The organism is Nonomuraea sp. B12E4, from assembly GCF_039871825.1.
Lineage (GTDB): Bacteria > Actinomycetota > Actinomycetes > Streptosporangiales > Streptosporangiaceae > Nonomuraea.
Genome location: NZ_JBDPME010000028.1, coordinates 1 through 24,172, shown reverse-complemented (window position 1 = coordinate 24,172; position 24,172 = coordinate 1). Strand labels below are relative to the sequence as shown.

Here is a 24,172-nt window from a genome sequence, read left to right as displayed (position 1 = left end):
GCCCGTCAAGAGCGTTGCCGGCCTCTGAGCTGCGGGAATTTCATGTTTAGCGCATACCCGCGCATCTCAACCATGAGGCCCGTCCATGCTCGCCCAAGCGTTGTTCATCCTGACAGTCCTGCTGGTCGTGCACGTCCCGCTCGGCGACTACATGGCCAAGGCGCTGGACGGCGGCCGGCACCTCAGGGCCGAGCGCGTGCTCTACCGGCTCTGCGGCGTCGACCCCGACGCCGAGCAGGACTGGCGCCAGTATCTCCGCGCCCTGCTGGCCTTCTCCCTGATCAGCGTCGTGGCGCTGTTCGGCCTGCTGATGTTCCAGGGCGCGCTGCCCTGGAACATCGGCCACCAGGGCATGCCCTGGGACCTGGCCCTGCACACCGCGGTCAGCTTCACCACCAACACGAGCTGGCAGAACTACGCCGGCGAGTCACCCGTCGGGCACACCCAGCTCACGCTCATGGCCGGGCTCGGCGTGCAGGCCTTCGCCTCGGCCGCCATCAGCAGGTCGCGGTGCTGGCCGGTAGCCGTGACGAGCGGGATGGACAGCGCCGCAGCCGGCGGCGGGTTTCCCCGTACGCCCGCATGCGTCCGATCCGCTACCTGGCCCGCGGACCGCGCTCGATGCGCTCCAGCGCCCGGACGACGTAACCGGAGCCGTCCTCCCGGCGGACACGGTCGGCGAGCTGCGTGGCGCGGCGCCGATAGGCGGGATCTGTCACCGCCTGCCGGATCAGGGCGGCCAGCCGCTCGGCCGTCAGCCTCCCCATCGGTGTCCAGCCCGGGCTCACGCCCAGCTTGGCCAGCCGCTCCGACCAGAACGGCTGGTCACCGAGCACCGGCACCGGGATGGCAGGCGTGCCCGCGCGCAGCCCGGCCGCGGTCGTGCCCGCGCCGGCGTGGTGCACCACCGCGGCCATCCGCGGGAACAGCCACTCGTGCGGCGCGTCCCCGATGGTGATCACATCGTCGCCGGTCGCCGCCAGGTTCGACCAGCCCGCCTGGACCACCGCCCGGACCTTGGCCGCGCGCAGCGCCGCCGACACGGTCTCCGCGAGGCGCTGCCCGGCGCTACCGGTGATACTGCCGAACCCGACGAACACCGGCGGCGGGCCGGCCTCCAGGAAGCTCGCCAGCTCCGCCGGCGGCCGCCAGCCATCCGGGTACGGCGGCCACCAGTTGCCGACGACCTCCACGCCGGGCCGCCAGTCGGCCGGCCGGGGCAGGGCCGCCGGGCTGTACCCGTGGTAGATCGGCCAGTCGCGGTCATGGAGCATCCGCAGCCTGACCGCGCCCAGCCCGCTGACGGGCACGCCGAGTCGCCGCTGGAACTCCTTGATCGGCCGGTCCAGCGGCGTCCTGATCCGGCTGCTGGCCCACATGGCGAATCGGGGAATGTTCCGGTTGCCCCACCGGCCGAAGGCGCGGACGTCGAACGACGGCAGGGCGAAGTCCGCCGTCGGCACGCTGGGGAAGAGCTCCAGCGCGATGCCGGGGATGCCCATCGCCCTGGCCACGAGATACCCGTGCCACATGCCGGTCCGCTGCACCAGCAGGACCTCCGCGCCCTCAGCGGCGGCCAGGACGCCCTCGCCCATCTCCTCCAGCAACCGCATGCCCAACCTGATGTTGGTACGCATGCCGCCGAGCCTCCCGGTCCCCTGCTCCTGCCACTCCCGTCCCTGCTCGGACCCGAGGAGCTCGCGAGTGTCGCCCGGGATCCACCGATACTCACATCCGGCGTCACGCACCGAGTCGGCGAACGCCTCCTGCGTGGCGATCGCGACGGTGTGTCCCGCCGCGACCAACCGCGATCCCAGGCCGGTGAAGGGCGCCACGTCGCCACGCGAGCCGCTGGTGATGATGACAACTTGCATGTCGTTCCCATGCCTTCTGGACTGGACCCTCGGCTGGGCGCCACACGACCGCCCAACGATTCCAGCTTCCGTTGTAGCTAGCAATTTCAATCTATACTGAAATTACTAGCCGCGACAAGCCTATTGGTGTCCGCTCACAAGCGATCAAGTGCCTGGCGGTCACTCATCCCGGCGGGCCCAGCCCTTCCGGCCGACTCCAGGTCGTTACATATGGGTTAGTGTCACTCACATTAGGGATAAAACATGACATGCATGCATAAATCGGGCAACCGTGGCGATCGCTCCTGCGCCGATGGTGGCCGGCGGAAGGGCACAGATGACGGACGAGGACGCGAGAAGGGCCAGTGACCTGCCACTGGGCGTCTTCGATCCCGCCCCGGTGGGTGTGGCGGTGTTCAGCGGCGCCGACCACCGGCTGATCTACATGAACTACGCCTACCAGGAGATCGTCGGCGAGCGCCCGATCGGAGCCCCGGCCAGAGACACCTTTCACGACATCTCCCAGAAGGGGTACTTCGCACTGCTCGACCAGGTCAGGGACACGGGTGAGGCCGTCAGCCTGAAGGAGATCCCGTTCGAGTACCTCGATCATCCCCTGGCCGGACAGGAGCGATACACCTCGGCCAGCGTGTCGAAGATCTCACTCGCGGACGGCGAGGACGGCGTGATGATCATGGCCCTGGAGGTCACCGGCCAGGTCGAGGCCAACCGCCTGAGCGGCCCCATCGCTGAGGAGCGGCACCGGTTCCTGCAGCGCTACCAGAGCCTGATCCAGCTTGAGAAGCAGGCGATCTGGGTGTCCGATCCCCAAGGAGAGGTGATCGAGCCGAGCCCGGGCTGGCAGCGGTTCACCGGGCAACCCTGGGAGGAGTATCGCGGCAACGGCTGGCTGGACGCCCTGCACCCCGACGACCGCGGGCCCACCCTGGCCAAGTGGCTCAAAGTGGTCGAGCGGCTGGGCCACTGGGACAAGGTCTACCGCCTGAAGACCCCCGACGGTACCTACCGGCATGTCCACGCACGCGCCGTACCCATCGTCGAGGGCGGCAAGGTGGTCGAGTGGGTCGGCGCCTTCTCCGACGTCGAGCAGGAGTGGCAGGAGGAACACCGCAGGAGGCTGCTCGACCAGGCCGCCGCGGCCACCGCCGACCTCGGGAGCCTGGACGAGGTGCTGCGCACGCTGATCGACGTGATCGTGCCCGCCCTGGCCGATGGCTGCGCCATCTTCGTGCTGCCCCAGTTCGAGGACGAGTCCGTCCCGCTGCCCTTCGTCGCCGAGCGCCTCGTCAGCTTCGCGCGTCTGGGAACCCCGCCGGCGGTGGGCCCGCAGGTGATCGACGCCGACTGCGATTTCACCACGGCGATCCGGACCCGTCGGCCGATCCGCCGGGTCTTCCCCAAGGGAAAACCGCCGCCGGGCGGTATACCACCGGGCGGCGAGGAGTGGGCGGTCGCCGCGGAGGCCAACAGCCTGGCCCTGGTTCCGGTGATCGTGGACGGCACGGTGGCAGCGATCGTGCACGCCGTGGTCTGCGGGGACCGCGAGCCGCTCAGCACGGCCGATGTAGACATGCTGGGGCGGATGCTGGATCACGCGCATGTCCATCTCAGCAACGCGATGCGGTTCCAGCGCACCCAGCGTGTGGCCCTGGCCCTGCAGAACTACCTGCTCCCGGATCCGCCGCAGGTGCCGGGACTGGAGATCACCGCCCGCTACCGGGCGAGCGCCACGTCGGTGGAGATCGGCGGCGACTGGTACGACTCCTTCATGCTGCCGGACGGCTCCACAGTGCTGACGATCGGTGACGTGGCCGGGCACGACCTGGCGGCGGCGGTGACGATGAGCCAGCTCCGCAACATGCTCAGAGGGCTGGCGATGGACCGCCGGGAACCTCCCGGCGACATCCTGCGCCGGCTGAACATCGCCACCGAACTGCTGAACGGCGAAAGCACGGCGACCTGCATCCTCGCCCGCCTGGAAGACCTGGACAGCGGCGTCTGGTCGCTTCGCTACTCGGTGGCCGGTCACCCGCCGCCCCTGCTCGTCACACACGAGGGCGAGGCGCGCTTCCTGGAGGAAGCCGTCAACCCCATCCTGGGCGCGGCCTACGACCTGCCGCGGAGCAGCGCCGTCGCGGTGCTCCCGTCACGCAGCACGCTGCTGCTCTACACCGACGGCTTGGTGGAGGTGCCGAGAGAGCACCTCGACGTGGGGCTGGAACGGCTCCGCCGCGGCGCCGCCGCGCTGGCCCGCGAGCCCCTCGACACGTTCTGCGACAAGCTGCTCCGGCTGCCCATGGCACGCAAGGACGACATCGCCATGATCGCCGTACGCCTGCCCGGCAGCGGGACACGGGCAGGGGCCCCGGCCGGCGGCCAGGACCCCTCCACGTGATCGCGCCGCGTCAGCCGTCGGTGTCCGACGACCTGATGAAGGCGCCCGGCACCTGGTCCGGCTCGTAGATCTTGTCCTCACCCGGGTAGGGCTTCCGCCAGTCGTGCGCCTCGTACCACGAGAAGCGGTTGAGCTGCTCGGGGCTGGCGGAGTCGGCCCTGGCGGTGGGCCCGGTGAAGTGCTGCTGCGACTTCCAGGTCTCCCACTTCTCCGCGACGTCCTTCTTGTCGGCCGGCACCTCCGCCTTCGGCGGGGCCGCGGCGTCCGGGTCCACCGGTGCCGGGGTGTCGGCACCGCAGGCGGGCGGGGTCGGCAGGCCCATGGTCAGGGAGGTGCGGTTCGGCAGGAAGGTGAACGGCGTGTTGTCGGGCTTGTTGGTGAAGGCCGCGGCCATCGGGCTGGCGGCGCTGTCCTTCTGGTTCATCGGCTTGATCCCGAGGATCTGCTCGATGGTGCGGATCATGGTGATCTGCGTGTAGTAGTGGCTGTCAACGGTGCCGTGCTTGGCCCAGGGGCTGATGATCTGGATCGGGGCACGGTGGCCGTCGACGTGGTCGAGACCGGCCTGGGAGTCGTCCTCGACCACGAAGATCGCGGAGTCCTTCCAGTACTCGCTGTGCGAGATCTTGTCGACGATCTTGCCGACGGCCAGGTCGTTGTCGGCGACCTGGGCGGCCCCGTTGACCGGGCCACCGGTGTGGTCGCTGGAGAGCCAGAACATGTTCAGGTTCGCCGGCCCGTTGGCCTCGAAGTCACGCTTCCAGATCTCGTACCGGTAGATGTCCGGGACGCTGGTGTCGAACTTCGGGAAGCCGTGCACCGACACGTCGTTGAGCGACGGGATCGGCGAGGAGGAGTTCAGAGTGTAGGCGGTGTCCTGCCCGGTCGACTCCATGTTCTTGGTGTCGCAGTACAGGTTCTGCCAGGTCGCGCCGGACGGCTTGGTCAGGAACTGGTGGAACTCGCCGAAGTTCCGCACGGACTTGCCCGCGGCCTGCGCGCCGGTCCAGATGAAGCCGGTCCGCTGGTGGCCGAGGGCGTCGTCCTCGGTGTCGTAGCTGCGCAGGTACTCGCCGGCGCTGGACTCGGTGTACTCGGGGTTGTCGGCCTGCATGAGCCAGTTGTGGCCCTCGGCGGAGTTGGTGCCGATGTCGTACGTGTTGTCGAACAGCCCGAACTGGCGGGCCAGCGCGTGCTGGTTCGGCGTCACGTTCTCGCCGTACTGGGCCAGCGACGGGTCGCCGTTGCCCCGCGGGTCGTCACCGAGGATCTGGTCGTAGGTCCGGTTCTCCTTGACGATCAGGAAGACGTGCTTGATCGTCGACGGGTCGCCGAGGCGCTTCGGGACCGGCTCGGCCTTCTGCTTGTTGCCCTCAGCCACCTTGACGTCGTTCTTGCCCCAGCCGTTCTGCGCGAAGACCGTGGCCGTGGACTTGGCGATCTCCTTGTCGTCCGGCAGCGTGAACCGCTGCAGGCTCGACGTCGTGTCGTGGGTGCCGTGCCCGGCGCTGTTGGTGGGGCGGAGGGCGTCGATGCCCCGGGTGTTGGAGACCAGCACCTGATCGCCGACGGTGGTGATCTCCGCGGGGAAGTAGTCCGTCGGGAGCAGGCCGAGGTAGCTGACCGGCTCCTGCGGGGTCGTATACCGGTAGACGGCGACCGCGTTGGCGCGGCCGAGCGTCACCAGCAGGTGACCGTCGTCGGTGAGCGTCACCGCGTCGGGCTCGTAGCCCACCGAAGACTGCGGCCACGGCTGGGTGGCGATGGTCTGGACGACCTTGTCGCTGGAGGTGTCGATGACCGACACGTCGTTGGTGGCGGTGTTGGTGACGAACAGCGCCCCGTCCTTGGCGTACAGGGCGGTCGGGTGGAGGCCGACGTCGATGCTCGTGGGGGCGGTGGCCGGGTTCGCCACGTCGATGACGCTGACCGTGCCGGTGGTGGTGGCGCCGGTGACCGGGTCGGCCGGCACCTGGGTGCCGTAGGAGTTGATCGTGGTGTCGCCGGGCCGCGCCGGGCGGCCGCCCTCGTTGCTGACGTAGAGCTTGTTCCCGACCAGGACCAGGTCGCGCGGGGCGTTGCCCACGTCCCAGCTCTGCTGGATGGTCCCGGTGGCCGCGTCGATGGCGACGACGCGGTTCTGGCCGTTGACGGCGGAGTAGACGGTCTTGCCGTCGGAGGTGAACACCGCCTCGCCCACCAGGGCCTGCTTGGTGCCCTGCTTGGCGATGGCGACGGCCGTCGGGTTGGCGAGGGTACCGTCCGGGTTCACGGTGAACCTGGTGTAGCCGTTGGCCTGGCCGAGCCAGAGCTGCGAACCGTCCGGCGAGTACGTCGGGCCCTCCTGGCCCACGTCGTTGCCGCTGATGCGCAGGTCAGCCGCCGCGTTGCTGCCGACGAGCTGCTGCACCTTCCAGCTCTGCAGGTCGACGATGGCCAGCGCCATCCCGCCGTCGGTGATGGCGGCCGCGACGTGCTTGCCGTCCGGGCTGACCGTGGACGACATGATCTTGCCGTTGTCGATGACGAGGCGCTCGCCGATCGGGCTGATGTACTGGTCGCTGGATACGACCAGGCCCTTCTCGGTGGTCTGGCCGACCTGTTCGTTGCCGAACACATCGGTGGAGGCGTACGCGATGCCCCCGCCGGCGACGACGAGAACGGCGGTGGCCGCCGCCAGGAGGCGAGCCCGGCGGCCGGTGAGCCCGTTACGGGCCTTGCTGACGCGTTGACGCGTGACGTGCACTTTCTATTCCTTCGGGGTGCTTGCGAGCAGGTCGACGTTCCCGTCGAACTGCCACAGAGGGTTCGGCGCGTCCCCGGCAGGGGTGCGCACCTGGAAGTAGCCGTTGACCTCCTTCGGGCCGTCTCCATCGGCGACGTACCGCCCGTCCGCGGTGACGTCGAGCTGGTAGATGGCGTTGCCCACGGCGGTCGCGCCGGGGAGGTGCCAGGACACGACACAGCGCCAGTCGTTGCCCGCTCCCTCGTCGAGCACCCGGGAGCCGCCCTTGTCGCAGGACGCGGTGGCCTGCAGTTGGGCCTCGGTGACGTCGGGGCGGTGGAGCTCCCGCGTCTGCAGCCGGTAGAGGTGGCCGTACACGGTGGCGAGCGAGTCCTGCAGCTTCGCCCGCTCGATCCCCGAGCCCGTGGCCGGGGTCGCGCCGGCGATCACGCCGACGCTGAGGGCGACCAGCACGGCCAGCGGTACGACCGCCGCCACGAGGATCTGCCGGCCCGACCCGTCGAAGGTCAGGTCGGTGAAGTCGCGGCGCAGGAAGATCCGGTACGCCAGCGCGGTGGCGAGGACCGCCCAGGCGAGGCTCACCACGAAGCCGATGAGGAGCGGACCCGTCTGCGCCGGGCCGGTGAAGAGCCCGCGCCAGGCGAGGAAGGCGTGGCTCGGCAGGCCCAGTTGCACGGCCACCGGCAGCGGGAGGAGCTGGACGAGCTGCAGCACCAGGGCGAGCAGGGCGGGCATCAGCAGGCCCATCGGGGAGCGGCCGAGGGCGATCGAGCCGAGCAGGCCGACCGCGGCGAACGCCAGCGTCGGCGCCAGCGCGCTGACCCACGCGAGCAGGACGGTCCCGGCCGCGTCCGCCGGGGCGAGGAGATGGCCGTCCAGGCCGACGAGCGGCTCGTTGCCGACCGCGACCAGGCCGCCCACGATGCTCGACGCGGCCAGCCCGACCACCAGCAGCAAAATCACGGTGAGGCTGGCGAGGGCCTTCGCCGCGAAGATCCGCTGCGGGGAGCGGACCGCCACGAGAAGGTGGCGCCAGGTGCCCAGCCGGTCCTCCACGGCGAAGACGTCGCCCGCGACCAGCGCCGTCAGCAGCGGGAGCGCCCAGGTGCAGGAGAAGTCCAGCACGACCAGCGAGCCCGCCCAGCCGGTCGAGTTCATCCAGCGGCCGAAGACCGTGTCGGAGGGCAGCGAGGTCTGCAGGCTCACCGCGGCCACGAAGAGCGCGGGGGCGATCCAGCAGGCGAGCAGCAGCAGGCGGATCCGCCACTGGGAGAGCAGCTTGACCAGCTCGAACCGGTAGCCGTGGGTGAAGGGTGCCGGCCGGGCCGCGGCCTGGGGCGGGGTGGCGGTCATGGTCATCGGGAGTTCTCCTGGTCGGTCTCGGCGGGCGCGGCTTCGGTGCCGGTCAGCGCCAGGAACGCGGCTTCGAGCGGCGTCACCACCGGCCCCAGCTCCCGGGGTGCCACCCCGGCTTGTACGAGTCGTACGACCAGCTCGTCGAGGGCCTGCACCGGCCCGCGTACGACGATGTCGGCCTCCACCCGCTGACCGGGCTCGCTGTCGTGCACCACGCGGAGCCCGGGCGTCTCCGACGCCAGCCGGTGGGCGGCGGCCGGGTCGGAGGTGACCAGCCGGTAGTCGAGCTCGCCGCTCTCGGCGGCGAGCTTGCTCAGCGGCCCGGTGAAGACGACCCGTCCGGTGGCCAGGATGGTGACCTCGGAGCAGAGCGCGGCGAGGTCGTCCATCCGGTGGCTGGACAGGACCACCGCGGTCCCGTTCGCGGCGAGTCCGCTGATGACACGGTGCACGTGGCGCTTGCCGGCCGGGTCCAGGCCGTTGGCCGGCTCGTCGAGGATGAGCAGTCGCGGTGTGGTGAGCAGCGCGGCGGCCAGCCCGAGCCGCTGGCGCATGCCCAGCGAGAAGCCCCGGACCCGGTCGTCGGCGACTTCGGTGAGCCCGACCTGCTCCAGCGCGTGCTCGACGTCGGCGGTGGGACCGTCGTCGTACCGGCGCAGCAAGGCCAGCGCCGCGAGGTTCTGCCGCGCGGTGAGGGAGGGATAGAGCCCGGGGCCGTCCACGAAGCCCGCGACGCCGTCGGGCACGGAGAGCGTTCGGCCGACCGTCGTACCCAGGATCTCAAGCCGGCCGCTGTCCGCGACCGCCAGGCCCAGCAGCAGCCCGAGGAGTGTCGTCTTGCCTGCGCCGTTCGGGCCGACCAGGCCGTGGACCTGCCCGCTCGTCACGTCGAGGTCGACTTCGTCGAGTGCGATCACCTCGCCGAAGGACTTCGTGATGCCGCGAGCCCGGACCGCCGGGGGCCTCTCCATGCCGATCTCCCTTGATTTGATCTCCAACCAAGGGAACTTAGAGATCTAGGTTTTCGTTGAAGAGGACCCCAGTCGAACGTTTGGCAAATGGCATAAAGCCCCCGTTAGGCCACCCGACCGGTCGATAACCTCACTTAACCCGCCAAAACCGCGCTCGACCTGGAGTGCCGCGGCACAGCGGCAGCAGCCTCCGTGGCCTCGCCCGTCAGTCGGTCACCTGACGGAAGACGATGGTCGCCCGGTAGTAGCCGGGCTTCTCCGCGTCCGGGTCCGGCTCGACGCGGGTGCTCAGCACGTGAACGCCGGTGCCCTCCAATGTCGGACCGTAGAAGGCCCGGGCCTCGGCGAGCGCCAGACTCCTGATCTCTTCCGGGGTTCGCCCGGACACGGTGGCGTGGAAGTCCAGCGGGAAGCTCTCGGGGCTGCTCAGCCACACGAGGCGACTGTGGATCTGAGGCTCGCTCATGCTGGACGTGTGCCCTGACGAGGCGCCGCCTCACGTATCTCCGCGCGGACCACCGTTAAGACCCGCCGCCCGCGACCAGGTCCATCCGCAGGAACTCGGTGATGCGGAGCAGCTTAGGCGGGCGGGCCACCTCGGCGGGGAGGGCCTGGAACGCCTCCTGTTTCCCGACGAGGCGTGGGGCGGTGAGCTCCACCTCCTTCCCGTCGACCCGGAGCCGGGCACCGTGGGCGGCCAGGACGTTCCGCACCCAGTCCGAGCGCGAGCCGTACACCAGGATGAACAGGTAGCCGCCGTCGACAGGATGCGCGTCGAGCGGGGTGCGGTACGTCGCGCCGGAAACGCGACCGACGTGAATCAGCACCGGCCACTTCCCGCCCTTGACCGCGAGCGGGTTGAACACCCTCTTGTTCACGTGTCCCCACCATAACGGCATCGGCATCGGGATCTCCTTCAGGAAGACTTACACCAGTAAGGTGACTTACGCTTGTAAGGCTGACTTACGCTCGTAAGGTTGTCAACCCGTTCACACCCCGGAGCCGTCGTGACCCCACCACCGCAACCGCTCAGCAGAGGTCTCGTGCTGGAGGCCGCGATCCGAGTCGCCGATCGCGGCGGCGTGGCGGCGATCACGATGCGACGGGTGGCGCAGGAGCTGGGCGTGGAGGCGATGTCGCTCTACCACCACGTACCGAACAAGGACGCGATCCTCGACGGCGTGGTCGACATGGTGTTCGCGGCGATCAAGCTACCCGGTGCCGACCACGACGACTGGCGCGAGGCGATCCGGGCCCGCGCCTGCTCCGCACGTGCGGTCCTGTCGCGGCACAACTGGGCGCTCGCCCTCATGGACTCCCGCCGCAACCCGGGGCCGGCCACGCTACGCCACCACGACGCCGTCCTCGGCGTCCTGCGGAGAGCGGGGTTCACCCTGCCGATGGCCGCGCACGCCGTCTCGCTCCTCGACAGCTACATCGGCGGATTCGTCCTCCAGGAGGCGAACCTGCCGCTGAAGACGCGGGACGACGTCGAGGAGGTGAGCGGCACCATCCTCGATCACATCCGGGCAGGGGAGTTGCCGTACCTCACCGAGATAATCGTCGACCACGCTCTGCGGCCGGGCTACGACCACCAGAGCGAGTTCAGCTACGGCCTGGACCTGATCCTGGACGCGCTCGAAGCCCGCCGGAATTAGCGCCCTCGACGGGTGAGAACGTCCCCGGCAGCGCCGCCCGTACTCCGGGCATGACGGCCGCGCGGAACGCGGCGTCCAGCTCGGCGGGTGTGGCGGTGGTCTCACCGTCCACCCAGGCCCGCAGCAGGCCCATGAACGCACCCACCACACAGATCACCAGCAGGTCGAGCGAGGCCGACTCGCGGCCACCCGCCGCCACCAGCTCGCTCCTGACGACGGCGGCGAGCAACCGCTCGCCCCGCGCGTGCACCAGCCCGCCACTGTGCCTGCCCATCAGCGCCCGGACCAGCCGCTCCTGCTCCCGCACATGCTCGAACATCGGCCGGCTGAACGCGAACAACTCCCCCGCCCCCTCCGCCGGCGCGGGATGCAGGAACGTCAGTTGCTCGATGTTGCTGAACAGCACGTCCTGTTTGTCGGTGAAGTGGGCGTAGAACGTGGACCGGCCCACATCCGCGCGGTCGATGACGTCGGTGACGGTCACCGCGTCGTAGCCCTTCTCCAGGATCAGCGCCACCAGCGCCTCCTGGATCAGCCGCCGCGTGCGCCGCACCCGCCGGTCTCCGGACAATTCCCCGCCCCCTGTTCGGTACGGCACACCACGACCGATCTGCTCGTTGACCGCCCCTCATTATGAACGCATGATTCCTAAATGAACACCTCGTTCGGAATCGGAGGACCGCCATGGGTCTGGGGAAGCTGCTGCACGGGCATCACGAGCACGCCGACGGCGGGGGCACCATCGACCGGCCGCGGGCCTACGAGGTGTTCGCCTCGATCGCCTATCTCGGCGGCCGGCGCACCGCCTTCACCCGCCTGGCCGCCGCCGCACGCCCACGAGCCGGCGATCGGGTCCTGGACGTGGGCTGCGGCACCGGCTATCTCAGCCGGATCCTCTCCCCCGTGGTCACCCCCAGCGGCCACGTCACCGGCCTCGACCTGTCACCCGCGATGATCGACCACGCCACCCGGCGGGCTCCGGCGAACTGCGCGTACGTCGTCGGGGAGGCCCAGGACCTGCCCTTCCCCGACGGCTCCTTCGACCTGGTGACCTCCAGCCTCGCCATCCACCACATCCCACGGGAGGCCAGAGCCGAGGCGCTGCGGCAGATGTTCCGGGTGCTGCGGCCGGGCGGGCGACTGCTCGTGGCCGAATTCCGCCCGCCGGCCAACCACCTCGCCCGGCACCTCATCGGCCTGCTCTCCGGCCCCGCCATGCGGCACGACCCCCGTGACCTGCTGGGCAGCATGATCCCCGATGCCGGGTTCCAGGTGGAGTCCGAGGGGGAGTTGCCGCACCTGCTGTACTACGTCCGCGCGATCACACCGGCGCCTGGCCGACCCGCGGAGCGGGACCGACCTCCGAGGACGGGTTGATCAAGGCGTGTACGTGCATGTCATGCCAGCCGTCGGTGTGCCGGATGGAGCTGCGCTCGGTGCCCTCCGGCATGAACCCGACCTTCTGCGCGACCCGGCAGGACACCTCGTTCCTGGTCGAGTGAATCAGCCACAGCCGGTGGAACCCCGCCTCGAAGGCCCAGGCGTTGAGCGCCCGGACCCCGGCGGTGGCCGCACCCCGCCCGCGTGCGGCGGGCCGCATCCAGTAGGCCACCTCGCCCTGGCCCATCTCCAGGTCGACGGCGCGCAAGGCGACCCTGCCGAGCACCTCGCCCGCGAGCGTCACCACCGCCCAGGTCGCGCTGGACTCGGCCTGCCAGCCCTGGGCGTAACCGTCGATGAGCTGCTCCGCCTCGGCGACCGAGTCAACGCTGCGGAGGGACCAGTGCCGTACGGCCGGGTCGCTGAAGGCGTCCACGATCATGGGAGCGTCCGCCCGGGTCCAGGGCCGCAACACGAGGTCCGGCTCCGCCGCCAGGACGGGCTGCGGGACCTTGCTCAACGAGCCGGAGGCGATGACCGGCGGAACCAGTGCAGCCAATGCAGTCTCCATCCATAGGGGGCAAAACGGAGAACAAGTATGTCTTCCCTTCACCCGAACCGATCAACCGGGGCCAAGGGCCGACCGGCGGCCGGTCAGGCGGGCAGCGCCGGGTAGTCGGTGTAGCCGGTCGCATCGCCGCCGTAGAAGGTGGCCGGGTCCGGGGTGTTGAGCGCCGAGCCGGTCGCCAGGCGGCGGGGCAGGTCGGGGTTAGCGAGGAAGAGCCGCCCGAAAGCGATCACGTCCGCGGTCCCGTCGTCGATCAGCGCGAGCTCTCCGGGACCGGTCGGGCGGTCGCCGGAGTGCGGGTTGAGGATGAGGGTGCCGGGGAACCGCCGTCGCAAGGCCCGTGTCAGCTCCCGGTCGCCGGCCTCCATGATGTGCAGATACGCCAGGTCCAGGGCGGCTGTCCGCTGGACGAGCGCCTCGTAGACGAGGTGCGGTTCGGGCTCGTGGATGTCGTTGCTCGTCGTTCCGGGTGACAGACGCAGCCCGGTACGGTCACCACCGATCGCGGCGGCGACCGCGGCGACGACCTCCACGGCGAACCGGATGCGCCCCGAGACCGAGCCGCCCCACCCGTCGGTACGCCGGTTGGTGTTGGGGGCGAGGAACTGCTGGATCAGGTAGCCGTTGGCACCGTGCAGCTCCACCCCGTCGAAGCCCGCCTCGATGGCGTTGCGCGCGGCGTCGGCATGGTCGGCGATCGTCTGCTCGATCTCGCCGGACGTCAGTTCGCGCGGGGTGACGAAGTCCTTCATGCCGTCGGGGGTGAACAACTGTCCCCGCGCGGCGACCGGCGACGGCGCCACCGGGATCAGGCCGTCGGGCAGCAGGACGGGGTGGCCGATCCGGCCGGTGTGCAGGAGCTGAGCAAAGATCTTTCCGCCCCCGGCATGCACCGCGTCGGTCACTTTGCGCCAGGCGGCGACCTGTTCGGCCGTGTGCAGGCCGGGGGTGAACGGATACCCCTGGCCGATCACCGACGGCTGGACGCCTTCGGTGATGATCAGTCCCGCGGAGGCGCGCTGGGCGTAGTACTCCGCTGTCAGCTCCGACACCAGCCCGCCATGGGCCCGGCTGCGGGTCATCGGTGCCATCGCTATCCGGTTGGCGAGTCGGGTGCCGCCGACGGTGATCGGGTCGAATGCGCTGGTCAAGATCGTTCCTTCGTTGAGGTCGTACGAGGACATAGGGGTTGGAGCAGGAGGCGTCAGCCGTGCCGGTGTCGCGGCAGCAGCACGCTGACCGCCGCGATGGCCAGGCCGAGCCCGGCCGCCATGAGGAAGACCAGGCCGTAGCCGGCGGCGAGGGCGGCGGCCGGGGAGCTCCCGCCGGCCTCCGTGGCGGCCCTGGCGCCGGCGGCCGTCGCGAGCACCGCCAGGCCGATCGACCCGCCCACCTGGACGGCGGTGTTGGCCAGGCCGCCGATGATCCCCGCGTCACCCTCGGGCGCCTCGGCGGTCGCCGCGGCCATGAGGGTGGGGAAGGTCAGCCCGATGCCGACCGCGACGAGGAGCGTGGGCCCGAGCACGCCGGTGACGAAGCCGCTGCCCGCGTGGGCCTGGGCGAGCCAGCCGAAACCGGCCACGAAACAAGCGCAGCCGGCCAGCACCAGCGAGCGCGCACCGGTTCGTGGCAGCAGGGCGGCGGCCCATCGCGCGATCACCACGAACGTCACCGCCGCGGGCGTCTGCCCGAGCCCGGCCTGCAGCGCGCTGTAGCCGAGGACGTTCTGCAGGAAAAGCGATGTGAAGTACCACATCGCGATGGCGATCCCGCCGAACAGCAGCAGCATGCCGTTGCCGGCGGCCACCCCCCGCACGCGGAACAGCCGCAGGGGCATCATCGGCCGGCTGGCGAATCGTGCCTCCACCACGATGAAGACTCCGAGCAGGAGCAGGCCCGCCACCGCCGGCCCGACGACCCGCACGGACGTCCAGCCGTGGTCGGCGCTCTGCATGACCCCGTAGATCAGTGCGGCCAGCCCCGCCGTTCCCGTGACCGCGCCGGCGAGGTCGAGCGACTCCCGGCGGCCGGTCCGCGTACCGGTCGCCGACAGCAGGGCGACCACGATCAGCGCCGCGCCGATCGGCACGTTGATGAGGAAGACCCACCGCCACGAGAGACCGGTGGTGAGGGCACCGCCCGCGACCGCCCCGGCCATCCCGCCCACACCGCCCGAGGCGGACCAGGCGCCGAACGCCCGGGCACGCGCGTGCGCCTCGGTGAAGGAGGTGTTGATCACGGCCAGCGTCGCGGGGGCCATCATGGCGGCTCCCACACCCTGGGCGACGCGGGCCGCCACCAGGATCTCCGGAGCGGTCGCCAGGCCGCCCGCCAGGCTTGACGCGGAGAACAGCACCAGCCCGGCGACCAGCGTACGGCGCGGGCCGAACAGGTCGGCGGCGCGACCGCCCAGCAGCATGAAGCCGGCGAAGGTGAGCAGGTAGCCGTTCACCACCCAGGCCAGGCCGGTCGGCGTGAAGCCGAGTTCCCCGCGGATCGAGGGCAGGGCGACGTTAACGATGGACGCGTCCAGGATCACCATGAACTGGCTGGAACACGCCAGCGCGAGGATCATCCAGCCGGGAGCGGCCCGCTGAGCTACGGTTTCGATGCTTGTCATGCTGCTTCTTCCTTGCCGGCTCGGCAGTCTGGGAGGTCGTTGGTGCAAGGTTCATTATGCGCATAATGTTATGCGCATAACCAATCCGTCAAGGAGTGCCCATGAACTCCGGCCAACCCCACGCCCTCGCCCGGGCGATCAGCCCTCTGAGCCCCCGTCCCCAGGCCAGGGACCGCCTTGCACAAATGACGCGCTTCGCGTTATGCTTGCCGCGCGCCCCGTATGGGCCTACTGCATGGAGGTATTGGCTTCTCAGCCACCACAGAGTCCGGCACGTTTCCCGACTCTCCCGCCGTTACGGCACCCCTCGAATCATGGGGTTCTGTACTGCGTACTTCTCCAGTGCAAGTTGCGGCCTGCGGGGTTTTCGTTTGTGCCGGCTCATGGTGGTCCACCGCCTCCGATCCCCTGATCAGGAAGGAAACCACCGCGTGACCCAGAAACAGCTCGACGAGTACAAGGACTTCGACGCCAACGCCTTTCAGCGGAGCGTCATCAAGGAGTTCCGGGAGAATGACGGCAGAGTCGGTGGGATGTTCGAAGGAGCACAACTGCTCCTGCTGACCACCACCGGCGCCAGGACCGGCAGGCCGCGGACGAGCCCGCTGGCCAAGGTCGAGATCGAGGGCAGAACCCTTGTGGTGGCGTCGATGTTCGGCGCGCCCACCCACCCGGCTTGGTATCACAACCTCAGGAAGAACCCCATGGTGACCGTCGAGGCCGGCACCGAGACGTACGAGGCGATCGCCTCCATCCCGGACGGGGAGGAGCGCGACGAGCTCTTCGCGAAGGTCGTCGAAGTGGCCCCTGGCTACGGCGACTACCAGGCCAGGACCACCCGGGTGATCCCCGTGGTGGTGCTGCATCGGGTGAACGCCTAGCGGATCAAGGGCATGGGCGCCGTTAGTGTTGCGCCATGCCCGACTCCTTCGAGCAACTCCCCTTCGACACTGATGATCGACCGCCATCGTCGCCGCACCAGGAGACGGTGCCGGGACTGCACTACCTCCCGGGCTGGCTCGCCCCTGACGACTGTGCGAGGCTGCTCGCCGCCATCGACGCCGCCCCGTGGTCGACGCAACTGCGGCGACGCGTGCAGCACTACGGCCACCGCTACGACTACGGCAGCCGAAGCGTGGCGAGCGACGCCCGGTCGACCCCCGCTCCGCCGATCCCGGCATGGGCCGCACAGCACGCCGTACGCCTGGTCGGCGAAGGATTCATGCAGGCGGAAGCCGACCAGGTCATCGTCAATGAATACCAGCCCGGGCAGGGCATCAGCGCGCACGTCGACTGCGTGCCCTGCTTCGGCCCCGTCGTCGCCGCGATCTCCCTGAACTCCGCCTGCGTCATGGACTTCACCCACCCCGGCGAGGGCACCAGGGTGGAAGTGCCGCTGGCCCCGGGCAGCCTGTGCGTGATGACGGGACCGGCCCGGTACACCTGGCGTCACAGCATCGCCGCGCGAAAGAGCGACCCCGGCGCGGCGGGCCGTACCCCGCGCGGACGGCGGGTGTCGGTCACCTTCCGCACCATCGCCGACCCCGCCCCTTGATCGGGCCGGCACCGGGGGGGTGCTCGCGGCCGCCCGCGCGCCGGTCACGCTGGCCGTCGTCTGGCCGCAGGACGTGCACTCGCCGGCCGTCGCCGCCTTCGTCCGCACGGCCACGGCGGTCGCGGAGGCCGCTCGCGTGGAGACGGAGGTGCCTCGGCGGACGGCCACCTGACCACGACCGGCGGCTGTTCGGCGGGGCCGCGGAATGGAAGCGCCAACCGGTCCCGTATTTGTTGTGGTCGCGGCTCTTTTGACGGCCTGCATGACAAACCAACAGTCGAGCAGATTGGCTCATTTGGGGCTTCGGCGGCCGCGGGCCCGGAGGTGTGGGACGCGAGACGATCGGCGAGGGCGATCACAAGGTCGCAGTTCGCCGGGGTGCTCGGCCGGCCGGTCCGCGCCTGCCGCGGGCCCGTGCGCCGCCGGCTGAGATCGCCGCACTCCCCTACCGAATATGCCTCTTATTCCCTCGTGCGCATTCCCCGTAAAACCACTATGACCAACTTGATTGGCGGCAAATGGGCCCTTACTTTGAAGATCCGAGCTGACTTCCTTGAATGATCCGAAGCCGGGGAGGATGTCATGCGCCACCTGACCGTCTTCGACCTCGACGGCACGCTCGTCGACACCCCTCGAGCAATCGTGGAGACCTTCACCGCGGCATTCGGCGCGCTGGGGGTCACCGCTCCTGAGGCCGCGGCCGTCCGCGCCACGATCGGGCTGCCGCTCCAACGGGCCTTCGGCGGGCTGCTCGGCGTGTCACCGGACGACGAGTCGGTGACCGAAGGAGTGCGGCACTACCAGCGGCTGTTCAGGGAGATCATCCTGCCGCGCGCCCCCGAGCTGTGCTTCCCCGGGGTCGTCGAGGGGCTGGACGAGCTGCGAGCGCTGGGGGTCCGGCTCGCCGTCGCGACCAGCAAGTTCCACGCCAGCGCCGAGGCGCTGCTCCGGTCGGCCGGGCTGCGTGACCGGTTCGAGCTGGTGGTGGGCGCCGACCAGGTCACCCACCCCAAGCCTCATCCCGAGTCCGGCCGGCTCGTCCTGCGGACGCTCGGGGTCGCGGCGGAGCGTGCGGTGATGGTGGGCGACACCGTGCACGACATCCACATGGCGCACGCGGCGGGCATGCGCTCGATCGCGGTCACGTACGGCGTCCAGAGCCCGGTCGAGCTGGCCGCCGCCGCGCCCACCTGGTTCGCGGGGACGTTCGGCGAGGTCGTCACCCTGATCGGTACGAACCTGCACAACGCCCCCGAGGAGCTGGCGGGATGACCGGACGCGCCCTCGACTGGCTGCTCGCGCTCGCGGGCGGCGTGCTGCTCACGCTGATGACCCAGTCCAACGCCGTGCTCGCCCACCACACCGACGCGCTGTACGCCTCCTGGGCCGCGCACGGGCTCGGGGCGGTGGTCGCACTGCTCCTGGTGCTGACGCTCTCCCGCCGCCGGCCGGCGCCCCGCCAACCAGCGGGGACGCAGGACGAGGGCAGGACGCCGCTCTGGTACCGCCTCGGCGGCATCCCCGGCGCGCTCGTCGTCGTGCTGTCGGCGGTCGCGGTGAACAGTGAGCTGGCCCTGGCCGGCACCATCGCCCTGATGCTCACCGGCCAGGTGGTCTTCGGCACCGTCGCCGACCACCTGGGCCTGCTGCACACCCCCAGACGCCGCGTCACGGGCACGGATCTCGCGGTCGCCGGGAGCGTACTGGCGGGCAGCGTGCTCATTGTGCTGGGCGGAGCGTGACGAGTGGCCCCCTCGACGAGTGGCCCCCGAAGCGTCCCCGCCGGAGGGTGACCCGTGCTCTTCTTCGTCTTCCTCGCGCTGCTCAACGGCGTGCTCATCGGCGCGAGCCGCACGATCAACGGCCGGCTCAGCACCAGGACGGGCGCGTTCAGGGCGTCGGTGTGGAACCACGTGGTGGGCTTCGCCTTCCTGACCGTGGTCCTGCTCGTTCTGCGGGCCTGGCCTGACCTCACGGACGCGCCCGTCGCCGCCTACGCGGGCGGGGTGTTCGGCGCGCTGTTCGTGGCGGTCAACAGCCATGTGTTCCCCAGGCTGGGCGCGATGAGCGCTTCCCTGCTGGTCATCAGCGGGCAGGTGCTGTCCGCCGTGGTGATCGACGGCGTCCAGCAACGCACGTTGCCCGCGCCGATCAGGCTCGCCGGTGCGGCGCTCGTGCTCCTCGGGCTCAGCCTGCCCCGTTTGACGGCCCGTCTCCGGCAGAGGGAGATCCGCAAGTGCCCGACCGCGCAGAAGTGATCGAACGGCTCCTCGACGACCGTGCCTGTCACCAGGACTGGGACGCGGTCGTCGGCCGGGCCGTCCTGGAAGAGGAGGAGCACAACCCCGAACTCGCCTACGTCCTGCGCCGGGTGTGGGAACGCAGCGGCCACCGCTCGATCAACCGGGTCGCCGCGAGCCAGTTCACCACCACACCGGAGCTTCCGCACTCATTTGAAGAGCCGCCCATCGCCTGACGGGACCCGCTATGTCAGTTCTGCACAACCTGCACCTACTTCCGCAGACCCGCCAGCTTCGCGCCCTGCACACGGTCGTCCGCGACCGGCACGCCGGGCTCGACTCCTTCGTCCTGCACTCCCGCCGCATCATCCGCCTCCTCCTGGAAGCCGGGCTCGACCAGCTCCCTTTCACCGAGCACGACGTCACCACGCCGGTGGGCGCCACCTACCGGGGGCTGAGACACACCGTGGACGTCTGCGCGGTGGCCGTGGTCAGGGCCGGCGAGAGCATGGAGGCGGAGCTGCGCGAGCTCCTCCCCGGCATCTGCATCGGCAAGATCCTCATCCAGCGCGACAAGAAGACCAAACTCCCCCACCTCTACTACTCGCACCTGCCCCCCGGCATCGCCGACAGCCACGTCCTGCTGCTGGAGCCGATGCTGGCCACCGGCGGGTCGGCGAACGCCGCCATCGACGTACTGCTCAAGGCCGGCGTGCGTGAGGAGAACATCATCCTCATCAACTTCATCGCCGCGCCCGAGGGCCTCCGCGCCGTCAGCAAGGCGCACCCACGCGTCAAGGTCGTCGTCTCCTCGATCGAGGAGCGGCTGAACGAGAACGCCTTCATGGTCCCCGGCATCGGGGACTTCGGAGACCGCTACTTCGGCACCATCGATTCGGGAGCACGATGAGCACCAACACCTCCGCGGGGCCGGCCGGGCTCCGTGCGCCGGTCGGCATCAAGTCCTGCCTGCCCAACCTCCTGCTCCACCAGGCCGAGATCCGGCCCGACGCCGTGGCGGTCACGGGCGCCGGCGGCGAGCTCACCTACCGTGAGCTCGTACGCGACGCCGGGCGGCTGGCGACCCGGCTCCGCGACCTGTCGATCGGCCCGGACGACTGCGTCGGCCTGTACGCCGAGCCGTCGGCCGACCTGATCACCGGCGTGTGGGGGATCCTGCTGGCCGGGGCCGCCTACCTGCCACTGTCCCCCGACTACCCGAGTGACCGCGTCCGCTTCATGATCGAGGACAGCCGCGCCGCCGTCGTCGTCACCCAGGAGTACCTCGCCCATGACCTGGCCGCGCTGGCCCCGCCGGGCACGCGGATCGTCAGCCTCGCCGACACCGGCGAGGAGTGGCGGCTGGAGGAGGAGTCCTGGTGGCCCCGGTCGCTCGCGTACGTCATCTACACCTCCGGCAGCACGGGCCGGCCCAAGGGCGTGATGATCGAGCACCACAGCATCGCCTCCCAGATGCGCTGGCTGCACACGTGCGGGCACGTCGGCCCGAACACCACGATCCTGCAGAAGACCCCGGCGAGCTTCGACGCCGCCCAGTGGGAGATCCTGGCGCCGGCCCTCGGCGCCCGGGTGGTCACGGCCGCGCCGGGCGGCCACCGCGACCCCGAGGCTCTCATCAAGACCATGACCGCGTACGACGTCACCACGCTCCAGTGCGTGCCGACGCTGCTCGAAGCGCTCATCGACACCGGTGACCTGCCCCGCTGCTCCGCGCTCACCAGGGTCTTCTCCGGCGGCGAGGCCCTGTCCAGGCGGGTTGCGCGCGAGTTCTTCGCGGTGATGCCCGACGCCTCCCTGATCAACCTGTACGGGCCCACCGAGTGCACCATCAACGCCACCGCACAGGTGATCAATCCCGCGCGGGCCGGTGACGGCGACGAATCGCTCCCGATCGGCATCCCGGTGGACAACACCCACTGCTTCGTCCTGGACGAGAACCTGGCCCCGGTGGACATCGGGGAGACCGGCGAGCTGTACATCGGCGGCGCCCAGCTCGCCCGGGGCTACCTGAACCGGCCCGAGCAGACGAAGGAGCGGTTCATCCCCTCGCCGTTCATCCCGACCCAGCGGCTCTACCGCACCGGCGACCTGGCGTACTGGAACCCCGACGGCACTCTGCAGTTCGCCGGCCGCGCGGACGACCAGATCAAGCTGCGCGGCCACCGGATCGAGCTGGGCGAGGTGGCCCGAGCCGCCGAGCGGCACACCTGGGTACGGCGGGCGGCGGCCGTCGTGGTGAACGACGAGCGGACCCGTTCCCCCCAACTGGTGGTGTGCGCCGAGCTGAACCAGAGCGAAGCGGCCCTGATGGACCAGAGCCACAAGTCGGCCCACCACATGTCCAAGGCCGACCGGCTGCAGGTGAAGGCGCAGCTCTCCGACGCGGGCCTGCGGCCGGACCTGGCCGGTCTGGAGGCGGTGGCGCTGCCGGACCGGCAGGAGCCGGCCGAGCTGCGGCGGGCGGCCTTCGCCCGCAAGACCTACCGGTTCTACGAGGGCGGATCGGTCAGCCGCGCGCACCTGCTGGATCTGCTCGCCCTCAACGGGCCGGCCGGGACGGGCAGTCGCGACCTCGACGAGCTCGGCTTCGACGAGCTCGGGCGGATCCTGCGCTGGTTCGGCCAGTTCCGCAGCGACCAGCGGCTGCTGCCCAAGTATTCCTACGCCTCGCCGGGCGCCCTGTACGCGACCCAGCTCTACGTCGAGACCGCGGGGCTGGCCGGCCTGGCGGCGGGGCTGTACTACTACCACCCCGTGGACCACTCCCTGGTCCGCATCGGCCCGGCCCGACTGCCCGGGGAGGCGCGCCTGCTGGTGCACCTGTCCGGCAGGCTGGCGGCGATCCAGCCGGTCTACCAGGAGAACGTGCACGAGGTCCTCGAATTCGAGGCCGGCCACATGCTGGGCACCTTCGAGGACGTGCTGCCCGCGTTCGGACTGGACATCCGGCCGGTGGACCGCCTCGCCTCCGTCAAGGAGCGGCTCAACGTCGAGCCCGGCGACCACTACGTCGGCACGTTCGAGATCCGGCCCCACGACGGCTCGGCCCGCGCCGAGAACGTCGAGGTCTTCGTGCAGGCGCACCCCGACCGCGTGCCGGGCCTGCCGGCGGGCTGGTACCGGTATCAGGAGGGCGCGCTGGAGCGGGTCTCCGACGAGCTCGTGCTGCGCCGGCACGTCGTGGCGATCAACCAGCAGGTGTACGACCGCGCCTCCTTCGGCGTCGCCCTGCTGGCCAGGGACGCCCAGCCGTGGCTGGCGTACGTGGTGCTGGGCGCCCGGCTGCACCACCTGCAGCGCAACGGCCTGGACATCGGCCTGATGTCGTCGGGATACAGCTCGAAGACCGGCCACCCGATGCCCGCGGCGCGGCGGGTGGAGGAGATCCTGGCGGGCGCGGGACTGGCCGCCCCGCAGGCGATGTACTTCGCCCTCGGCGGCGGCATCAGCGCCCAGCAGGTCGCCGGCGAGGACATGCGCGAGGACGCCGTGCACATGAAGGGCCCGGCCGAGCTGATCAAGGACGAGCTGGTCCGGCTGCTGCCCGACTACATGGTGCCCAACCGGGTGCTGCTCGTGAACGCGCTGCCGCTCACGGCGAACGGCAAGGTGGACGCCGCGGCGCTGCGGTCCCAGGCCCGGCTGCGTCAGGCCGGTCCGTACACGCCACCCGCGACCAAGACCGAGCAGTGGCTGGCCGGGGCGTGGGGGCAGGTGCTGAAGTACGACAAGGTGTCGGCCTCGGACGACTTCTTCGTCAGCGGCGGCAACTCGCTGACCGCGATGGCGCTGATCAACCGGATCAACCGGGAGTACGGCACGCGGATGCCGTTCCAGGTGCTGTTCGAGTCCCCGAGGCTGACCGAGCTGGCGGCGCGCATCGACGGCGGGCGGACGGTGCCGTCCTCGCGGCTGGTGTCCCTCTCACCCGCCACGGAGGGGCGGCCGGTGTTCTGCTGGCCGGGGCTCGGCGGCTACCCGATGAACCTGCGCCTGCTGGCCCGCCACGGCACGCCCGACCGGCCGTTCTACGGTATCCAGGCGTTCGGGCTGAACCCCGGCGAGGACCCCTACCCGTCGATCAGGGAGATGGCCGCCGCCGACGTGGCCGAGATCAGGCGGGTCCAGCCGGAGGGCCCGTACACGCTGTGGGGGTACTCCTTCGGCGCGCGCGTCGCCTTCGAGTCGGCCAAGCAGCTCGAACAGGCCGGCGAGCGGGTGGACGGGGCGGTGCTGATCTGTCCCGGCAATCCCAGGGTGGCGGGCGGACACCGGGAGCGCGAGGCGTCGTTCACCAACCCCGAGTTCGTGACGATCCTGCACTCCGTCTTCACCGGCACGGTCTCCGGCCCCACCCTGGACGCCTGTCTGGAGCAGGCCACGGACGAGGACAGCTTCACCGGCTTCGTGCACGAGTTGCTGCCGGCGCTGGACCGGCCGCTGATCCGCCGGATCGCCCGCCTGGTGGCCAGGACGTACGCCTTCCCGTACGACTTCGTCGGCCTGGCCGCGCCGGTGACCGTCATCAGGGCCACCGGGGACCAGCAACTGGACATCGAGGGGAAGGTGATCGACCTGGTGGCCGACCACTACGGGGCGCTCAAGGAGTCCGGCATCGGCGAGCTGTCCCGGGTCGTCCGCGCGACCATGAAGGAGTCGTGAGTTGAGCGGCATCCCCCTGGTGGTCGCCGAGGAGGTCGCCCAGGCCCTGGCCGAGGGACGACCGGTGGTGGCCCTGGAATCGAACGTCATCACGCACGGCCTGCCCTACCCGGACAACGCCGCCAC

The 24,172-nt window shown here is 70.3% G+C and carries 24 protein-coding genes; 13 read left to right on the top strand and 11 right to left on the bottom strand.

Annotation, left to right across the window (positions count from 1 at the left end):
* Positions 1-201 precede the first annotated feature (201 nt).
* Together ABGB18_RS39870 and ABGB18_RS39865 are read right to left on the bottom strand one after the other, a co-directional pair.
* Complete coding sequence (locus tag ABGB18_RS39870) at positions 202-393, bottom strand: hypothetical protein (protein ID WP_347700862.1); 192 nt, start codon at positions 391-393, stop codon at positions 202-204.
* Positions 394-596: 203 nt separating this feature from the next.
* Positions 597-1,874 carry a glycosyltransferase gene (locus ABGB18_RS39865; RefSeq protein ID WP_347700861.1) on the bottom strand — a complete coding sequence of 426 codons (1,278 nt, stop codon included), beginning with the start codon at positions 1,872-1,874 and terminating at the stop codon, positions 597-599.
* 316 nt (positions 1,875-2,190) lie between these two features.
* Between ABGB18_RS39865 and ABGB18_RS39860 the strand changes: the two genes are divergently transcribed.
* The gene (locus ABGB18_RS39860; RefSeq protein WP_347700860.1) at positions 2,191-4,269 is read left to right on the top strand and encodes a SpoIIE family protein phosphatase; all 2,079 of its coding nucleotides are present in this window, start codon (positions 2,191-2,193) and stop codon (positions 4,267-4,269) included.
* 10 nt (positions 4,270-4,279) lie between these two features.
* Here ABGB18_RS39860 and ABGB18_RS39855 read toward each other — a convergent pair whose 3' ends face one another.
* The 5 genes from ABGB18_RS39855 to ABGB18_RS39835 all read right to left on the bottom strand — a co-directional run bounded on the left by ABGB18_RS39855 (position 4,280) and on the right by ABGB18_RS39835 (position 10,247).
* Entirely contained in the window at positions 4,280-7,015 is a 2,736-nt protein-coding gene (locus ABGB18_RS39855) for an alkaline phosphatase family protein (protein ID WP_347700859.1), read from the bottom strand.
* Positions 7,016-7,018: 3 nt separating this feature from the next.
* Positions 7,019-8,374 carry an ABC transporter permease gene (locus tag ABGB18_RS39850; RefSeq protein ID WP_347700858.1) on the bottom strand — a complete coding sequence of 452 codons (1,356 nt, stop codon included), beginning with the start codon at positions 8,372-8,374 and terminating at the stop codon, positions 7,019-7,021.
* Positions 8,371-9,342 (bottom strand): ABC transporter ATP-binding protein, encoded by a 972-nt coding sequence (locus ABGB18_RS39845; protein WP_347700857.1) that lies wholly within the window; start codon positions 9,340-9,342, stop codon positions 8,371-8,373. Before ABGB18_RS39845 ends, ABGB18_RS39850 begins: the two co-directional genes overlap by 4 nt.
* 205 nt (positions 9,343-9,547) lie before the next feature.
* On the bottom strand, positions 9,548-9,808 hold the full coding sequence (locus ABGB18_RS39840) for a hypothetical protein (RefSeq protein ID WP_347700856.1): 261 nt from the start codon (positions 9,806-9,808) through the stop codon (positions 9,548-9,550).
* A gap of 55 nt (positions 9,809-9,863) precedes the next feature.
* Positions 9,864-10,247 (bottom strand): nitroreductase family deazaflavin-dependent oxidoreductase, encoded by a 384-nt coding sequence (locus ABGB18_RS39835; protein ID WP_347700855.1) that lies wholly within the window; start codon positions 10,245-10,247, stop codon positions 9,864-9,866.
* A gap of 72 nt (positions 10,248-10,319) precedes the next feature.
* Here ABGB18_RS39835 and ABGB18_RS39830 point away from each other — a divergent pair, with 72 nt between their 5' ends.
* Complete coding sequence (locus ABGB18_RS39830; RefSeq protein WP_347700854.1) at positions 10,320-11,000, top strand: TetR/AcrR family transcriptional regulator; 681 nt, start codon at positions 10,320-10,322, stop codon at positions 10,998-11,000.
* On the opposite strand, the gene ABGB18_RS39825 is transcribed toward ABGB18_RS39830, so the two are convergent.
* Positions 10,948-11,571 carry a TetR/AcrR family transcriptional regulator gene (locus ABGB18_RS39825; protein WP_347700853.1) on the bottom strand — a complete coding sequence of 208 codons (624 nt, stop codon included), beginning with the start codon at positions 11,569-11,571 and terminating at the stop codon, positions 10,948-10,950. The genes ABGB18_RS39830 and ABGB18_RS39825 overlap by 53 nt on opposite strands.
* Positions 11,572-11,684: 113 nt before the next feature.
* Here ABGB18_RS39825 and ABGB18_RS39820 point away from each other — a divergent pair, with 113 nt between their 5' ends.
* Positions 11,685-12,377: a methyltransferase domain-containing protein gene (locus ABGB18_RS39820; RefSeq protein WP_347700852.1), complete on the top strand. Its 693-nt coding sequence runs from the start codon at positions 11,685-11,687 to the stop codon at positions 12,375-12,377.
* On the opposite strand, the gene ABGB18_RS39815 is transcribed toward ABGB18_RS39820, so the two are convergent.
* The 3 genes from ABGB18_RS39815 to ABGB18_RS39805 all read right to left on the bottom strand — a co-directional run bounded on the left by ABGB18_RS39815 (position 12,322) and on the right by ABGB18_RS39805 (position 15,568).
* A complete protein-coding gene (locus ABGB18_RS39815) occupies positions 12,322-12,939 on the bottom strand; it encodes a GNAT family N-acetyltransferase (protein WP_347700851.1) in 618 nt (205 codons plus the stop codon). The two genes, ABGB18_RS39820 and ABGB18_RS39815, sit on opposite strands and share 56 nt — an antisense overlap.
* A 95-nt stretch (positions 12,940-13,034) precedes the next feature.
* A complete protein-coding gene (locus ABGB18_RS39810) occupies positions 13,035-14,099 on the bottom strand; it encodes an alkene reductase (protein WP_347700850.1) in 1,065 nt (354 codons plus the stop codon).
* 53 nt (positions 14,100-14,152) lie between these two features.
* The gene (locus ABGB18_RS39805) at positions 14,153-15,568 is read right to left on the bottom strand and encodes an MFS transporter (RefSeq protein WP_347700849.1); all 1,416 of its coding nucleotides are present in this window, start codon (positions 15,566-15,568) and stop codon (positions 14,153-14,155) included.
* A gap of 431 nt (positions 15,569-15,999) precedes the next feature.
* Here ABGB18_RS39805 and ABGB18_RS39800 point away from each other — a divergent pair, with 431 nt between their 5' ends.
* The 10 genes from ABGB18_RS39800 to ABGB18_RS39755 form a co-directional block, all read left to right on the top strand.
* Positions 16,000-16,449: a nitroreductase family deazaflavin-dependent oxidoreductase gene (locus ABGB18_RS39800; protein WP_347700848.1), complete on the top strand. Its 450-nt coding sequence runs from the start codon at positions 16,000-16,002 to the stop codon at positions 16,447-16,449.
* 35 nt (positions 16,450-16,484) lie between these two features.
* On the top strand, positions 16,485-17,123 hold the full coding sequence (locus ABGB18_RS39795; protein ID WP_347700847.1) for an alpha-ketoglutarate-dependent dioxygenase AlkB: 639 nt from the start codon (positions 16,485-16,487) through the stop codon (positions 17,121-17,123).
* 19 nt (positions 17,124-17,142) lie between these two features.
* Positions 17,143-17,295, top strand: a complete 153-nt coding sequence (locus tag ABGB18_RS39790; protein ID WP_347700846.1) for a hypothetical protein — start codon at positions 17,143-17,145, stop codon at positions 17,293-17,295.
* A 410-nt stretch (positions 17,296-17,705) separates the two neighbouring features.
* Positions 17,706-18,395: an HAD family hydrolase gene (locus ABGB18_RS39785; protein ID WP_347700845.1), complete on the top strand. Its 690-nt coding sequence runs from the start codon at positions 17,706-17,708 to the stop codon at positions 18,393-18,395.
* Positions 18,392-18,865: a DMT family transporter gene (locus tag ABGB18_RS39780; RefSeq protein WP_347700844.1), complete on the top strand. Its 474-nt coding sequence runs from the start codon at positions 18,392-18,394 to the stop codon at positions 18,863-18,865. Before ABGB18_RS39785 ends, ABGB18_RS39780 begins: the two co-directional genes overlap by 4 nt.
* 54 nt (positions 18,866-18,919) lie before the next feature.
* A complete protein-coding gene (locus ABGB18_RS39775; protein ID WP_347700843.1) occupies positions 18,920-19,381 on the top strand; it encodes a DMT family transporter in 462 nt (153 codons plus the stop codon).
* Positions 19,360-19,599, top strand: a complete 240-nt coding sequence (locus ABGB18_RS39770) for a hypothetical protein (RefSeq protein WP_347700842.1) — start codon at positions 19,360-19,362, stop codon at positions 19,597-19,599. The genes ABGB18_RS39775 and ABGB18_RS39770 overlap by 22 nt, the downstream gene beginning before the upstream one ends.
* An 11-nt stretch (positions 19,600-19,610) precedes the next feature.
* Positions 19,611-20,273, top strand: a complete 663-nt coding sequence (gene upp / locus ABGB18_RS39765; RefSeq protein WP_347700841.1) for a uracil phosphoribosyltransferase — start codon at positions 19,611-19,613, stop codon at positions 20,271-20,273.
* The gene (locus ABGB18_RS39760) at positions 20,270-24,046 is read left to right on the top strand and encodes an amino acid adenylation domain-containing protein (RefSeq protein ID WP_347700840.1); all 3,777 of its coding nucleotides are present in this window, start codon (positions 20,270-20,272) and stop codon (positions 24,044-24,046) included. Before upp ends, ABGB18_RS39760 begins: the two co-directional genes overlap by 4 nt.
* Positions 24,047-24,065: 19 nt before the next feature.
* The coding region (locus ABGB18_RS39755) for a pseudouridine-5'-phosphate glycosidase (RefSeq protein WP_347694877.1) at positions 24,066-24,172 on the top strand (107 nt) is incomplete at its 3' end.